Source organism: Sphingomonas trueperi, assembly GCF_040545965.1.
Lineage (GTDB): Bacteria > Pseudomonadota > Alphaproteobacteria > Sphingomonadales > Sphingomonadaceae > Sphingomonas > Sphingomonas trueperi_C.
Map to the genome: position 1 here is coordinate 134,430 of NZ_JBEPMV010000005.1, position 15,493 is coordinate 149,922.

13 protein-coding genes are annotated in these 15,493 nt (G+C 65.8%); 5 read left to right on the forward strand and 8 right to left on the reverse strand.

The genetic code is table 11. The features are described from left to right. Positions 1–38 precede the first annotated feature (38 nt). Positions 39–2,102, forward strand: coding sequence for a S9 family peptidase (locus ABIC35_RS15635; protein ID WP_121073439.1), 2,064 nt, complete (start codon positions 39–41; stop codon positions 2,100–2,102). Between the two features lie 94 nt (positions 2,103–2,196). Here ABIC35_RS15635 and ABIC35_RS15640 read toward each other — a convergent pair whose 3' ends face one another. The 5 genes from ABIC35_RS15640 to ABIC35_RS15660 all read right to left on the reverse strand — a co-directional run bounded on the left by ABIC35_RS15640 (position 2,197) and on the right by ABIC35_RS15660 (position 6,091). Next, on the reverse strand, positions 2,197–2,889 hold the full coding sequence (locus ABIC35_RS15640) for a DarT1-associated NADAR antitoxin family protein (protein WP_121073436.1): 693 nt from the start codon (positions 2,887–2,889) through the stop codon (positions 2,197–2,199). Next, on the reverse strand, positions 2,882–3,406 hold the full coding sequence (locus ABIC35_RS15645; protein WP_183049295.1) for a DarT ssDNA thymidine ADP-ribosyltransferase family protein: 525 nt from the start codon (positions 3,404–3,406) through the stop codon (positions 2,882–2,884). The genes ABIC35_RS15640 and ABIC35_RS15645 overlap by 8 nt, the downstream gene beginning before the upstream one ends. 97 nt (positions 3,407–3,503) lie before the next feature. Then, positions 3,504–3,731, reverse strand: coding sequence for a short-chain fatty acyl-CoA regulator family protein (locus ABIC35_RS15650; RefSeq protein ID WP_354278507.1), 228 nt, complete (start codon positions 3,729–3,731; stop codon positions 3,504–3,506). Between the two features lie 19 nt (positions 3,732–3,750). After that, complete coding sequence (locus ABIC35_RS15655) at positions 3,751–4,506, reverse strand: class I SAM-dependent methyltransferase (RefSeq protein WP_121073430.1); 756 nt, start codon at positions 4,504–4,506, stop codon at positions 3,751–3,753. A 208-nt stretch (positions 4,507–4,714) separates the two neighbouring features. After that, positions 4,715–6,091 (reverse strand): helix-turn-helix domain-containing protein, encoded by a 1,377-nt coding sequence (locus tag ABIC35_RS15660; protein ID WP_121079088.1) that lies wholly within the window; start codon positions 6,089–6,091, stop codon positions 4,715–4,717. Positions 6,092–6,482: 391 nt separating this feature from the next. On the opposite strand from ABIC35_RS15660, the gene aceA reads away from it, so the two are divergent. Continuing rightward, positions 6,483–7,772, forward strand: coding sequence for an isocitrate lyase (aceA, locus tag ABIC35_RS15665; protein WP_121073428.1), 1,290 nt, complete (start codon positions 6,483–6,485; stop codon positions 7,770–7,772). A 14-nt stretch (positions 7,773–7,786) separates the two neighbouring features. Then, the gene (locus tag ABIC35_RS15670; RefSeq protein ID WP_019367690.1) at positions 7,787–7,942 is read left to right on the forward strand and encodes a hypothetical protein; all 156 of its coding nucleotides are present in this window, start codon (positions 7,787–7,789) and stop codon (positions 7,940–7,942) included. Positions 7,943–8,003: 61 nt separating this feature from the next. On the opposite strand, the gene ABIC35_RS15675 is transcribed toward ABIC35_RS15670, so the two are convergent. Next, positions 8,004–9,455: an MFS transporter gene (locus tag ABIC35_RS15675; protein WP_183049294.1), complete on the reverse strand. Its 1,452-nt coding sequence runs from the start codon at positions 9,453–9,455 to the stop codon at positions 8,004–8,006. A gap of 147 nt (positions 9,456–9,602) precedes the next feature. Between ABIC35_RS15675 and ABIC35_RS15680 the strand changes: the two genes are divergently transcribed. Continuing rightward, the gene (locus ABIC35_RS15680; protein ID WP_121079084.1) at positions 9,603–10,748 is read left to right on the forward strand and encodes an acyl-CoA dehydrogenase family protein; all 1,146 of its coding nucleotides are present in this window, start codon (positions 9,603–9,605) and stop codon (positions 10,746–10,748) included. A 42-nt stretch (positions 10,749–10,790) separates the two neighbouring features. Next, positions 10,791–11,579: an SDR family oxidoreductase gene (locus ABIC35_RS15685; protein WP_121073425.1), complete on the forward strand. Its 789-nt coding sequence runs from the start codon at positions 10,791–10,793 to the stop codon at positions 11,577–11,579. Between the two features lie 22 nt (positions 11,580–11,601). On the opposite strand, the gene ABIC35_RS15690 is transcribed toward ABIC35_RS15685, so the two are convergent. Further along, positions 11,602–13,857, reverse strand: coding sequence for an NADP-dependent malic enzyme (locus ABIC35_RS15690; protein ID WP_121073422.1), 2,256 nt, complete (start codon positions 13,855–13,857; stop codon positions 11,602–11,604). 93 nt (positions 13,858–13,950) lie between these two features. Next, complete coding sequence (locus ABIC35_RS15695) at positions 13,951–15,486, reverse strand: hypothetical protein (protein ID WP_121073420.1); 1,536 nt, start codon at positions 15,484–15,486, stop codon at positions 13,951–13,953. Positions 15,487–15,493: the final 7 nt, after the last annotated feature.

Here is a 15,493-nt window from a genome sequence, read left to right on the forward strand (position 1 = left end):
GGGCTTGCCCCGGCCCAGCGACTTCCTACAAACAGGGCATGAGCGAAAACCCCACGCCGCCCGTCGCCGCGACCCGCCCGCACAGCGTCACCCACCACGGCATCACCATCGAAGATCCCTGGGCCTGGCTCCGCGACCCCGGCTATCCCGACGTGACCGACAAGGACGTGCTCGCCTATCTCGAGGCCGAGAACGCCTATTTCGACGCGATCATGGCGCCGCACAAGGCGCTCTCCGAGACGCTGTTCCAGGAGATGCGCGGCCGCATCAAGGAGGACGAATCCAGCGTCCCCCAGAAGGACGGCGAGTGGCTCTACTGGACCGACCACGAGGTCGGCGCCGAATATGCCCGCTGGTGGCGCAAGCCCGTCGCGGGCGGCGAGGACGTGCTGATCCTCGACGAGACCCCGCTCGCCGCCGGCAAGGAATATTTCCGCCTCGGCGAAATCGCGGTCAGCCCCGACGGCCGGCTGCTCGCCTATGCCTATGACGACAACGGCTCGGAGCGGTTCGAAGTCCGCGTCAAGGACCTCACCACCGGCGAGCTCCTTCCCGACACCATCTCGGGCATGCTCTCCGACATCGTGTGGACCGCGGATTCGAAGGGCTTCCTCTACGGCCTCGCCAACGAGAACTGGCGCACCGACAATGCCCGCTGGCACAAGCTCGGCGAGCCGGTCGAGAGCGATATCGAGCTGTTCCGCGAGAAGGACGAAGGCTACCGCGTCGCCGTCGGCGAGACCTCGTCGCGCAAATGGCTGACCATCGCCACCGGCGACCATGTCACCAGCGAAGTCTGGCTGCTCCCCGCCGACAACCCCGCCGCTACGCCGATCTGCGTCGCCCCGCGCCAGCCGGGCCGCGAATATGACGTGGACGAGCATGACGGCACGCTGTTCATCCACACCAACGACACCGACACCAACTGGCGCCTCGTCACCGCGCCGATCACCGCGCCCGGCGAATGGACCGAGCGCATCGCCCCCTCGCGCCATTTCTACATGACCGGCGTCACCTGCTTCGCCGATTTCTTCATCGTCGAGGGCCGCGAGGACGGGCTCGATCAGATCGAGCTGCACCGCTACGACGCGAGCGTGCCCCCCACCCGCTTGGCCTTCCCCGAGGCGAGCTATGTCGCGGGCCTGGGCGACAACCCGGAATATGCCGTCACCAAGCTGCGGCTCGGCTATGAATCGATGGTCACCCCCGGCACCGTCCAGGACTACGACGTCGCCACCGGCGCGCTGGAGACGCTGAAGGTCCAGGAGATCCCCAGCGGCTATGACGGCAGCAAATACCGCACCGAGCGCCTGACCATCACCGCGCGCGACGGCACCGCCGTCCCCGTCTCGATCGTCTACCCCAAGGACTTCCCGCGCGACGGCACCGGCAAGCTCTATCTCTATGCGTACGGCGCCTATGGCCACGCCATCCCGCCGGGCTTCTCGACCAGCCGCATGTCGTTCCTCGATCGCGGCATGGCCTTCGCCATCGCCCATATCCGCGGCGGCGACGATCTCGGCCAGCACTGGTATCACGAGGGCAAGCTGGAGAAGCGCACCAACACCTTCAACGATTTCGTCGACGTGGCGAAGGGGCTGATCGCGCTCGGCTATACCGCGCCGGGCAAGATCGCCATCGCCGGCCGATCGGCGGGCGGCGAGCTGATGGGCGCGGTGGTCAATTCGGACCCCGAGCTGTGGGGCGCGGTGATCGCCGACGTGCCGTTCGTCGACGTGCTCAACACCATGCTCGACGAGAGCCTGCCGCTCACCCCCGGCGAGTGGCCCGAATGGGGCAACCCGATCGAGGACAAGGCGGCGTTCGAGCTGATCCGCAGCTACAGCCCGTACGACAATGTGCGGGCGCAGGCCTATCCGCCGATGCTGATCTCGGGCGGCCTCAACGACCCGCGCGTGACCTATTGGGAGCCCGCCAAATGGGCCGCCCGCCTGCGCGCGACCAAGACCGACGACAATATCCTGCTGCTCAAGACCAATATGGGCGCCGGCCATGGCGGCAAGTCCGGGCGGTGGGAGAGTTTGCGCGAGTACGCCGACGAGATGGCGTTCGTGCTTTGGCAGTTGGGGGTGGAGGGGTGAGGCTAAGCAGTCGGACTTTTTTAGACGCCTCTAATCTATAATTAGGTATGCATGAATGACACCGAGACCGTCATTTATGCATACTTAAACAAACTCATATTAAATATCTAACTTCCCCGGGGGCACGCGGATCAGAAACTCGACCGCTATACAGCGATATGAAGTTATCTTTACTACCCAAGGCATATTCAAGCTTATCATTGTGCCACAAAGCACAGAAAAGTGCTACAGATCTGGCCTGACAGTTAATGGACTTCTCGGGATTGAATTCAATATCCGTGAAGCCATCTCTATCCGTAACTTCCTCGACGAGCGCTGGATTTTTGAGGAGCGCATTTATATAGAGCCAATCATAAAACGCCGTTTTAGGCTCCAGTCCCCACTCGTCTCCATAAAACGAAAAGCATTTTAGAGGTCCGCTAGAGCGCAGGCGCTCATCACGCTTGGCGTCCATAGGAGATTTCTCGAATATGTCTCTGTATGGACCGCCGTTGTTGAAGACCTTGCTTCCTTGAAACGCCGCCTCAACTGTAAGCACACGCCCCTTCTGCGTTGTGAATTTTAGATTAAAGCTGGAAAGAGCCACGCCCAAGGGATCTTCAGATTTCGAAGAAACCTCTAGCGGATTGCGAACTGAATACTCACGGAGCGCAACCTCATGCAAAGAACGAATACTTTTTTGTTTCTGAGTCTTAGCAAATCCGGCATGCCACTCAAAATCTACGTACCGCTCGAGGACGTACCTGCGGCCATCCAGTAGGGGAACAAAGATAGGACGCTTAGCCATCAACGTTCCCGAGCAGCGCAGGAGGTATCACCGCGGGGATAAGTATCTCCCACTTTTCGGCAGCCAAACGCCGACCGTGATTTTCCGCAACTTTCCAATCGAGATAGCGGTAAGTTGCGTCGAAGTCTATTTTCTCAATCATTTCAGATGCATCGCCTATCACGGCGTCGTTGGAGGTCGCGACTCGATCCGCTATGCGAACGCCATTGAGCAAAAGCACGCTCGGACATACGTTTAAAACGTGAAGCGATTTGATGCCACCGCGCTCTTGCGCCACATGTGACATTGGATGGTGCTCACAGAAGCTCAGTCGAACGCTTTGATCGAAGCCCCGCGCTCGGTCGACAGCGAGGCTACCATCATCACCGCCTGTAACAGCCACGATTCCCAAGAACGCGAGGTGCGCAGTGGGAACAAGGCCAACCCGGCGTATCGAAGGCAAATTTTCTTTGTCAGTGAAGTGATAGAGCCGTCGCCGCTCCTTTTGCAGTTGAGCTACAAAATCCTGTAGGTTCAATTTCACCCCCCCCATTTCGCTACACGAGCTATAATAAGAGGCGGCCTAAGTGTTCTTCAAGAGTAACTTAGCTTAGTTGCCACTGCCCACCCTCCCCTCAATCCCCCGCAAACCCAAACGCCGTAACCCCGCGCTCCCGCTCGCTCCCCGCCGCTGCCCGCCCCGCGGGCGCCGCCGAGCGCTGCGGGCAGGCGACCCGCGTACACGCCCGGCACCCCAGCCCGATCGGCGCCGCCCGCTCCGCCAGGTCCACCCCGCGTGCTGCCGCCAGCGTCCCCGCCTCCGCCGCCGGCAGGCCCAGCGCGATCACGAAGCGCGGGCGCACCCCGCCGGATGTGGGTCTCCTATTTGGTGAGCAGCACGATCGAGCTTGAGGACATGTCTGCGTCGTACACCATCCGTTCGATGCGCCGCAGCAGGCCGAAGCGCCGCAATCGCTGCAAGAACCAGTTGCCCGGTCCCCGGCCTTTATTTCCGTAGAAAATGTCGAGAATGTCCTGCGGCATCGGAAAAACGCGGAAGCTCGAGAAACCGGCCTGCAACGCATGCCGGACGATCAGGCTCGGCGGCATGTCCTTCTCGTTCACGCCATATTGCTGCATCGCAGCAACCGAGTGGGGATTGGTCGAATGCCCCTCGCCCGGCTCGTGCGTCAGCAATATGCCGCCCGGCTTCAACGCCCGGTATACGGAACGTATTGCGGATGCTTCGTCATCCGCGTGGTGCAGAGAATCGAAAAAGACCGCGCAATCGAACTGCCCTTCCTCCAGCGAATCCTCATAGTCACCACAGATGAAGTCGAGACGATCCAGCGTCAGATTGTTTCGAAGCCGATTTTCGTGCGCCAGATCGATCATCGACGGCGCAATGTCTTGGCCAAGCACGTGATAGCCGCGCTGCGCGAAGAAGGTACTGGTCCATCCGCCGCCGCATCCAAGGTCAAGCAGCCTGCCCGGCGGGGGCGGCAAAAGACTCATCAACACGCCCATCGACAGCAGATTTACTCCGCAGAGCGGATCGGAAAACGGCTTAAACAGCGAATGCGCTCGTCCGGCGTCACCAATATTGTCAAGATAAGCAACTTCCGCTGCCTTGCTCATCACGCACTCCCGATTCGGATTGATGGAAGATATAAAAAGGACCATTAAGGGCGCCGGAAAGATTCACCCGCAGCTATCTTCCATACCAATAGTATAAAACTGATATAATTGAGCTTTCCCGATCTTTCCGGTTCCGACGGGAACGAGCTTATGCACGATGTCGCTCATAAGGACAAACCTCCCGCCCCCCCCCCCGTTCAGCGGGGCCTCAATCCCCCGCAAACCCAAACGCCGTAACCCCGCGCTCCCGCTCGCTACCCGCCGCAGCCCGCCCCGCAGGCGCCGCCGAGCGCTGCGGACACGCAGGCCGCGTACACGCCCGGCACCCCAGCCCGATCGGCGCCGCCCGCCCCGCCAGGTCCACCCCGCGTGCCGCCGCCAGCGTCCCCGCCTCCGCCGCCGGCAGGCCCAGCGCAATCACGAAGCGCGGGCGCACCCCGCCCGCCACGCCGCCATGCGGATGCACGCAGCGCGCGATGGTGAAGGCGCGGGCGCCGTCCTCCAGCTCGACGAGTTGCACCGCCGTCTCGTCGGTCCGCGCGAAACCGTCATAGGCGTTCCACAAGGGGCACGGCACCGCCGCCTCGACCAGCGCCGATCCGCTGGCGCCGGCATAGCGTTTCGATACCTGCCCCGCGCGATCGAACCGCATCAGGAAGAAGGCGAGGCCCCGCGCGCCGACCCGCTGCAGCGTCGTCAGCCGGTGCGCGACCTGGGAGAGGCTCGCGCCGAAGCGCCGCTGGAGCAGCTCCAGGTCATAGCCGCTGGCCTCGCACGCGCGCAGGAAGCGGGCATAGGGCATCATCACCGCGGCGGCGAAATAGGCGGTGAGGTGGCGGCGGAACAGCCGCGCGGCGACCCGGTCGAGCTCGGCGCCGCGCACCAGCGCCTCGATCTCGTCGCGCGCCTCCACCGCCAGCTGCTCGGCCAGCGCAAAGGCACGCGCGCTGGGATCGAGCGCCTCGGAAAGCTGCAATTGCCGCGCATGCAGGTCGAGCCGCTTGAGGGTATCGACCATCACCTCGGCGGGCAGGATGCGCACGGCAAGCTGGTGCTTCACCCGCAGCCGATCGGCCATCGCGCCATACGGCTCGCCGGCCATGCGCAGTTCGTCCGCCAGCGCCTCGGCGGCGGCGTCGAGATCGGCGAAATGGTTGCGCCAGCGCTCGATCGCGCGGCGGACCTGTTGGCCGGGATCGGCGGCGTTCGCGGCGGGCGCGGCGCTGCCGCCCATCCGGTCATAGGCGCGGGCAAAGGCCTCGGCGCCGTCGGGGGCGGCGGCCAGCCATTCGCCGAGCTGGTGGCGATCGACCGGGATGTCGGCGAACAGCGGATCGGCCAGCCGCCGCCGCAGCGCCTCGGCCCCACCGCCGGGCTCGGCCGCGGTGAGGCGGCGCGGATCGAAGTCATAGGTCTCGGCCAGCTTGAGCATCAGCGCGGCGGAGACCGGCCGCTGGTTGCGCTCGACCAGGTTGAGATAGCTGGCCGAAATCTCCAGCGCCTCCGCCATCGCCGCCTGGGTGACGCCGATCTCGAAACGGAGGCGACGGATGGCGTGCCCGGCGAAGAGTTTGCGTTCGGCCATGGGTCGTCGTGCTCCTTCTAAATTCCTCCCCGGAACGGGGAGGGGGACCATGCGAAGCATGGTGGAGGGGCCGCGCCGCAGGCGCGGTGGTCCCGACCCATCCTTCACCCGCACCGCCGCTAACGCGGCGGCCCCTCCACCACGCCGCTGGCGCGGCGCGGTCCCCCTCCCCGTTCCGGGGAGGAATTTGTCCACTGTCCTACACTAGGCGTTCCTGATACGTTCCATCGAAGCGCCGCAGACTATCTGTAAATACTTTACATGAATACAATGGAGCCCCGCAACCTACCACACACCTCCACCCTGTACGAAGCCAAAGTTGATTCCCCACCTGCACAAACTTTGCCAACTTACTCACACAAGGTTCAGGCAGTCAGTCAAGGAATTCACAATGTCCCAGTCGCTTGGTTTCGAGGATCTGGTCCCCGCCCCCGCCGGGCGGTTCGAAGGCATCCAGCGCCCCTACACCGCCGCCGACGTCGCCAGGCTGCGCGGCTCGCTGCCGGTGGAGCATACGCTGGCCCGCCGCGGCGCGCTCAAGCTGTGGGAGCTGCTGCGCACCGAGGACTATGTCCATGCGCTGGGCGCGCTGTCGGGCAACCAGGCGATGCAGATGGTACGCGCCGGGCTCAAGGCGATCTATCTATCGGGCTGGCAGGTCGCGGCGGATGCCAATACCGCCGGGCAGATGTACCCCGATCAGTCGCTCTACCCGGCCAATGCCGGGCCGGAGCTGGCGAAGCGGATCAACGCGACGCTCCAGCGCGCCGACCAGATCGAGCATATGGAAGGCGGCGCGACGCGCGACTGGTTCGCCCCGATCGTGGCGGACGCGGAGGCCGGATTCGGCGGGCCTCTCAACTGCTTCGAGATCATGAAGGCGTACATCGCGGCGGGTGCGGCGGGCGTGCATTACGAGGACCAGCTGGCCAGCGAGAAGAAGTGCGGGCATCTCGGCGGCAAGGTGCTGATCCCCACCCAGGCGCATATCCGCAACCTCGATGCGGCGCGGCTGGCGGCGGACGTGTGCGGCGTCCCCACGGTGATCTGCGCCCGCACCGATGCGGAATCGGCGCGGCTGATCACCTCGGATGTCGACGAGCGGGACCATCAATTCCTCACCGGCGAGCGGACCCCTGAGGGGTTCTTCCGCCTCAAGGAGGGGACCGGCGTCGATCACTGCATCCAGCGCGGGCTGGCCTTCGCGCCGCATGCCGATCTGCTGTGGTGGGAGACGTCGAAGCCCAATCTCGACGACGCCCGCCGCTTCGCCGAGGCGATCAAGAAGGCACATCCGAACAAGATGCTGGCGTACAACTGCTCGCCCAGCTTCAACTGGGAGAAGAATCTGGACAAGGACGATATCGCCCGCTTCCAGCGCGAGATCGGCGCGATGGGGTACAAGTTCCAGTTCGTCACCCTCGCCGGCTTCCACAGCCTCAACTACGGCATGTACGAGTTGGCGCGCGGCTATCGGGATCGCGGCATGGCGGCCTATTCGGAGCTGCAGCAGGCCGAGTTCGCGGCGGAGGCCGATGGGTACACCGCGACGCGCCACCAGCGCGAGGTCGGCACCGGCTATTTCGACGCCATTGCCCAGACCGTGGCGGGGGGCGCCAGCTCCACCACCGCGCTCGCCGAGAGCACCGAAGCCGCCCAGTTCACCAGTGAAGCCGCGTAAAGGAGAGTATTGCCATGTCGAACGAACCGCAGCGCAGCCGCGCCGTCTTCTCCACCGAGGATTTCCGCCTGCTCCGCGAGGCCGTCGGGGCCCATCTGCAGGCGGTGAAGGACAAGCCGGAATCGGTGAAGTTCTCGAACCTCTACCACCGCTTGGGCCGCGTGGCCTGACGCCTTTCCTGGGGAGGAAAGGATGCCCGCCGGGTCGCGTGCCCGGCGGGCATTTCCGCGCTTACTCGGCCCGCGCGCCGAGCTGCGCCAGCCGGGCGGCATGCTCCGCCTTGCCGAAGGGGAAGCGACGGTAGAAGAACGCCGCGATGGCGCCGAGCGCCAGGTAGACGGCGCAGAAGATCAGCGTGAACCGGTCGATCACCGCCTCGGGCACGGTGCCGGGCTTGGCGCCGTCCGGGAAGCCGGAGAAGGTGAGGATCAGCCCGGTGACGAAGATGCCGAGCCCGCTCGAGCATTTCTGGACGAAGAAGAAGCCGGCGAAGAACACGCCCTCGGAACGGCGGCCGGTCTCGACTTCGCTATGCTCCACGACGTCGGCCAGCATCGAGGCGCCGAGCATGGTGGAGGAGACCGCGAAGGTCGCGTTAACGGTGAAGATGGTGAACAGCACCGGCAGCAGCAGCGGATCGCCCGGCGCCGGGAACAGCCCCGCGAGGCGGAGGATATAGGGCGCGACGAGCAGCAGCACGGCGAACACCATCGCCATGGTCGCCGCCTGGGGCTTGCCCATCCGCCGAGCAAGCCGGGGTGCGATCAGGAAGGCGAGGACGACGCCGAGGAACAGCGTCGCGCCGAGCAGCTGGAAGGCGAGGTTCCCGAAGTGCCAGACATGGGCGTAGAGATAGTTGGACATCGAGAAGCTGATGCCCTGCGCGACGAAATAGCTGAGCGCCGCGGTCATCAGCACCAGGAAGGCCGGGTTGCGCAGGGTGGCGAACAGTTCGGCAATGCTCTGGCGGAGCGGCTGGGGTGCGATCTCCACCGGCGGCAGGTTCTTGATCTCGCGGTGCGTGCCCAGCGCCGAGCCCAGGATCGCCACCACCATCAGCGCCGCCCCGCCGATCGCGAAGCCCGGATAGCCGGCCCGGTCGAACTGGCCGTGCGGCTGCCCCGCCCGCTCGGCGAGGAACCAGCCATAGGAGAGCATCAGCATCGCCATGCCCCCGCCCCAGCCGAACAGGAAGCGATAGGCCATGATCCGGGTGCGCTCCTCATAGTCGGAGGAGAGCTCGGGACTGAGCGCCTGCGACGGCACCTCGAAGGCGGAGACGGCGGTGCGCACCACCACGGCGGAGACGAACAGCCAGCCGAGCAACGCGCGCTGCGACCAGCTTGTCGGCGGATTCCACAGGAACAGCCATCCCGCTGCGATCGGCAGCCACGCCGCATACATCCAGGGATGGCGCCGCCCCCAGCGGCTGCGGGTCCGGTCCGAGAGCATGCCGATCGCCGGATCGACGAACGCGTCGAACAGCAACGCGCACATGATCACGAAGCCGACCTGCGCGGCGGGCAGCCCCACCACCTGGTTGTAGAACAGCAGCAGGAAGGTGACGAAGCAGAAGTCCTTCACGCCGTATGCCGCGGCGCCGAAGCCATAAGCGAGCATCGTCGGCGTCGCCACGCGCCGGCTCGGCGGCACGGGTGGGGTATCGGCGGTGCGACCGTCCATCAACTGCTTCTCCACTACGTCCCCCGCCCACCCCGATACAGAGGCGGGGCCGCCCCGGCAAACGAAACACTTTGGAAGATCGGGTACGGCTTGCAGACCACCACCCAGCCGTTATACCTGCCGGCAATTAGAACCGAGAGGATGGCCATGGCCCTCGAACCCGAGCTGTTCGACGCGCTGATCGACACGGTCCGTCGCTTCGTCGCCGAGCGGCTCCGCCCGCTGGAGGCGGAGGTGGAGGCGGCCGATGCGATCCCCGACGCGATCGTCGAGGAGATGAAGGCGCTCGGGCTGTTCGGTCTGTCGATCGCCGAGGAACATGGCGGGCTGGGCCTCACCATGGCGGAGGAAGCCCGCGTGGCGATCGAGCTGGGGCGCACCACGCCGGCTTTCCGCTCGGCCTTCGGCACCAATGTCGGCATCGGCAGCCAGGGACTGGTCATCGCCGGCACACCCGAGCAGAAGGCGCACTGGCTGCCCAAGATCGCCCGCGGCGCGATCATCACCAGCTTCGCACTGACCGAGCCCGATGTCGGCTCGGACTCCGGATCGGTGAAGACCCGGGCGGTGCGTGACGGCGACGTGTACCGGCTGAGCGGTACCAAGCGCTACATCACCAATGCGGACAAGGCGCAGCTGTTCACCGTGATGGCGCGCACCGGAGAAGAGGCAGGAGGCCGCGGCGTCTCTGCCTTCCTGGTGCCGCGCGACCTGCCGGGTGTGTCGATCGGCGAGCCCGAGAAGAAGATGGGGCAGAAGGGCGCGCGCGTCGCCGACGTGATCTTCGACGACGTGCCGGTGCCGGTGGCGAACCGGTTGGGCGAAGAGGGCGAGGGCTTTCGGATCGCGATGCAGGTGCTCGATCGTGGGCGGCTGCATATCGCCGCGGTGTGCGTCGGCGTCGCTGAGCGGCTGATTGCCGACTGCGTCGCCTACGCCAGTGAGCGCCGGCAGTTCGGCAAGCCGATCGCCGAGCACCAGCTGATCCAGGCGATGCTGGCGGATTCGAAGACCGAGGCGCTCGCCGCGCGCGCGCTGGTGCTGGAAACCGCCGCTGCCAAGGACACGGGGGCGAACACCACCATGGAAGCCGCGGCGGCCAAATATTTCGCCAGCGAGATGGTCGGCCGGGTGGCCGATCGCGCGGTGCAGATCTTCGGCGGCGCCGGGTACATCGCCGATTACGGGATCGAGCGGCTGTACCGCGACGTGCGGCTGTTCCGGATCTACGAAGGCACCAGCCAGATCCAGCAACTGATCATCGCCCGCGAGACACTCAAGCGCGGCGGATAACACGGCCCGGCAAATAGGCAGGGCTCGGAGAGGGAGTTAGGCATGGACGTAGCTTCGCTGTTTCGCCTCGATGGCCGGGTGGCGCTGGTCACCGGGGGCTCGCGCGGCATCGGGCGGATGATCGCCGAAGGATTCGTTGCATCGGGTGCGAAGGTCTATGTGTCGTCGCGGCGAGCCGATGCCTGCGAAGCCACCGCCGCGGCGCTAGGTCCGAACGCCATTCCCCTGCCTCATGACGTCTCGACAGTCGAAGGCTGCCGCGCACTTGCGGCCGACCTCGCCGCACGCGAGCCCCGTCTCGACATCCTGGTCAACAATGCCGGCGCGGCATGGGGCGAGCCGTTCGAAAGCTTCCCCGAAAAGGGCTGGGACAAGGTCATGGACCTCAACGTGAAGTCCCCCTTCTTCCTGACGCAAGCACTGCACGACCTGCTCAAGGCAGCAGGCCGCGCAGAACGCCCGGCCAAGGTGATCAACATCACCTCGATCGACGGCCAGCGGCTCAATGCCTGGGAGACCTACAGCTATCAGGCCTCCAAGGCGGCGCTGATCCACCTGACCCGGCGGATGGCCGCGCGGCTGGTGCGCGACCAGATCCACGTCACCTCGATCGCCCCCGGCGCCTTCCCCAGCGACATGAACAAGGCCGCGCGCGACCATGGCGGCACCGTCGCGCAGGCGATCCCCGCCAGGCGCATCGGCGTAGCCGAAGACATGGCGGGCGCCGCGATCTACCTCGCCAGCCGCGCCGGCGATTATCTGGTCGGGGAAACCGTCACCGTGGACGGTGGGCTGGTCAACGCCTCGCTGGGCGCGAGCATCGACGGCTGACCCGCCGATGCTCGCCTGAGCATCAGCGCGCGATGTCGCCCGCTGCCAGCACCGCCAGCGTCACCAGCTCGCTGGCGGTGGAGGTCATTGGCGCGATCTGCACCGACTTCTCCATGCCGATCAGCATTGGGCCGATGGTGGAGTCGCCGCCCAGCTCGCGCAGCAGCTTGGCCGAGATGTTGGCCGACTGCAGGCCCGGCATGATCAGGATGTTGGCCGGACCCGAGAGGCGCGCAAACGGATAGTTGGCGAGCAGCTTCGGGTTCAGCGCCACGTCCGGCGCCATGTCACCTTCATATTCGAAGCTCACCCCTCGCGCGTCGAGCACCTTCACCGCGTCGCGGATATTGTCGATCCACTTGCCCTCGGGGTTGCCGAAGGTCGAGTAGCTGAGCAGCGCGACGCGCGGCTCATGACCCATGCGGCGGGCGACCTGCACGGTGCGCTCGGCGATGTCGGCCAGTTCCTCGGCGCTCGGGCGCTCGCTGACCGTGGTGTCGGCGATGAACACGGTGTGCGACTGGCCGACCAGCACATGGATGCCGAACGGCGTGCGGCCGTCGACCGGATCGATCACGCGACGCACCTGGCGCATCGTCTCGGCATAGGTGCGGGTGACGCCGGTGATCATCGCATCGGCATGGCCGAGGCGCAGCAGCAGCGAGCCGAAGATGTTGCGGTCGCGATTGACCATCCGCTCGCAATCGCGGCGCAGATAGCCGCGGCGCTGAAGGCGCTTGTACAGCGTCTCCACCATTTCCTCGACCAAGGGCGAGTTGACGCTGTTGTGCAGCTCGAAATGATCAGGATTGGCGCCGAGCGCGCGCAACTGATCATGCACCGACTCGCGGCCGACCAGCACCGGCGTGCCATAGCCGCCTTCCTGGAACGCGATCGCGGCGCGCAGCACGACTTCTTCCTCGCCCTCGGCGAAGATCACGCGCTTCGGCTGGGCGCGGGCGCCTTCATAGGCCATGCTGAGCACCGACGTGGTCGGATTCATGCGCGCGCGCAGCTGCTGGCGATAGGCCGTCATGTCGATGATCGGCCGCGTCGCCACGCCCGAATCCATTGCCGCCTGCGCCACCGCCGAGGGGATGATCTCGATCAGGCGCGGGTCGAACGGCGTCGGGATGATATAGTCGGGGCCGAAGCTGTGCGACGTGCCATAGGCACTCGCCACTTCCTCAGGCACCTGCTGGCGGGCAAGCTCGGCCAGCGCGCGGGCGGCCGCGACCTTCATCGCGTCGTTGATACCGGTCGCGCGGACGTCGAGCGCGCCGCGGAAGATGAACGGGAAGCAGAGCACGTTATTGACCTGGTTCGGATAGTCCGAACGGCCGGTGGCGATGATCACGTCCGGGCGGACGCGCTTGGCCTCGGGCGGCGTGATCTCGGGATCAGGGTTGGCCATCGCGAAGATGATCGGCTTCGGCGCCATCTTCGCGAGAAGCTCGGCCGGCAGCGCATTGGCGGCCGAGAGGCCGAGGAACACGTCCGCGCCCTCCAGCGCCTCGGCGAGCGTGCGGCGATCGGTCCTGGCGGCGTGCGCGGACTGCCATTGGTTCACGCCCTCGCGACCCTGGTAGATCACGCCGGTGCGGTCGCACATCAGCAGATTGTCGTTCGGCAGGCCCATCGCCTTGATCAGCTCGGTGCAGGCGATCGCGGCGGCGCCGGCGCCATTCACGACGATCTTGGTCGTCTTGATGTCGCGGCCGGTCAGGTACAGCGCGTTGATCAGGCCGGCGGCGGCGATGATCGCGGTGCCGTGCTGGTCGTCATGAAATACCGGGATGTTCATGCGCTCGCGCAGCGTCTGCTCGATGACGAAGCATTCCGGGGACTTGATGTCCTCCAGGTTGATGCCGCCGAAGCTCGGCTCCATCAGCTCGACCGCGTCAATGAAGCGATCGACGTCTTCGGTCTTCAGTTCGAGATCGATCGAGTCGACATCGGCGAACCGCTTGAACAGCACCGCCTTGCCTTCCATCACCGGCTTGGAAGCCAGCGCGCCCAGGTTGCCCAGGCCCAAGATAGCGGTACCATTGGAGATCACGGCAACGAGGTTGCCCTTCGCCGTATAATCATAAGCGGTGGCAGGATTTTCGGCGATCGCGAGCACCGGCACGGCGACGCCCGGCGAATAGGCCAGCGCCAGGTCGCGCTGGGTCGCCATCGGCTTGGAGGCGACGATCTCGATCTTACCGGGGCGGCCCTCGGCGTGGTAGCGCAGCGCCTCGCGATCGGAAAACTGGACGTTGCTCTCTTCGGCCATCCGCTCGGCTCCTAACTTCGTTGACTGTTTGCGTCCCTAAAGCAGCCCGAAGCAGCGATTGCAAACCGCAGAAGTCGTTTTCCGTGCGTTCCCCTACGTCGCTTTAATATGATGAATTGCGTAGAGCGTGCTCTCGCCAGACTGCCAAATCGGTACGAGCCGCGGATCGCGGAAGCCGGGCGGAAGCTCCACGTCGATCAGCCAAAGATAGTCGACCTGGTCGAGCGGCAGCGTCGGTGCGAGTTGGGCAATGGTGCGGCGTTCGCGGCCGGCGCCGCTGGGCCCCACGCAGTCCGTCGGCCAGACCAGCTGGGAAGGGTCGGTGGCGAAGCGCGGCGGCGCATAGCGCGATTCCAGCAGGTGCACGGACTTCACCGCCCAATGCGCGTTGACCCAGGCATCGCGATCGAGCGTGGCGAGATTGGCGAGGTGGCTGATCCGCGGGTTGCGCCAGGCCCGCACGCCGCAATCGGTGAGGGTCAGGTTCAGCACTCGGCTGCCCCGGGCGACGTGATCGAGCGCCTGCAACTCGCGGTGGTAGCGCTGGCCATAGCCGACGAAGCTCGCCGTGGTGACGCCGAAGCGCAGCACCAGTAACGCGACGCCTGCCGCCGCAACCCAGGCGCGTGGACGGCGCTGCACGCCGCTCCAGTCCTGCAGCGCGAGCGCCAGCAGCATCGCATGTGCGATCAGCCGCGCATCGACATTGGCGGTGCCCGAAAGCTGATAGGGCGCCGCGAGGAACAAGGCGAAGCTCGCCCACACTGCCAGCCTGCCGCCTTGCGCCAGCCGCGCGCCGCGCAGCCGGCCATAGAGAAGCACCGCAAAGGCGGCACCCAAGCTCGCCAGATCGAACACCATGTTCTGGTCGCGCAGCATGTTGCACAGCGCATCGATCTTGCCGGGGAAGTCCCAGACGGTCTTGCCGCCCGTCTCCCCGCCGGCTGAGAGAACCACCGGCACCGCGACGAACAGGAACGGCCAGAGCCTGGCGGCGAGCGCAGCGAGAGCCCGCGGCTGCCACCAGCGCCCGATCCGCTCCGCCTCCCACGCCGCGACCCACAACAGCAGCAGCGCACCGCCCTCGCCATGCCCCAGGAACAGCGCCGGGGCGAACAGCGTGAAGACCAGCGCCCGCACCGCCCGCCGCCGCTCCAGCGCCATCCACAGCGCCCAGCCGCACAGCGACAGCGCCGCGCTCAGGGCATAGTTGACGAAGCCCCACAGGAAGGAATCGTTGTAGACGAACAGCAGCGCGAAGGGCAGCGCGGCCGCACCACCCGGGTTCAGCCGCCGCGTGACAGCCAGCAACCCCACCACGATCAAGGTCGGCACCGCCGCGCAGACCAGCCACATCGCCGCCACCGGCCCCAGCAGCGGGTGCAGCGCCTGGACGATCAGGTCCGCCCCCAGGTTCAGCGTCGGGCGCCAGGTGAAGACGAAATAGCGGTGCAGGATGCTCTCCGCCGGGGCCAGCTGCACCGCAAAGCGCCCGATATGCCCGGGCACGTCGACCAGCGGCGGCACCCGCACGAACAGGAAGGGCAGGATCGACAGCAGCGACAGCAGCAGGATCCAGTGCCAGCGCAGCACCGCCGCCTTGCCCGTCTGCGCGGAAAAGAAGGTCATGGCTCCG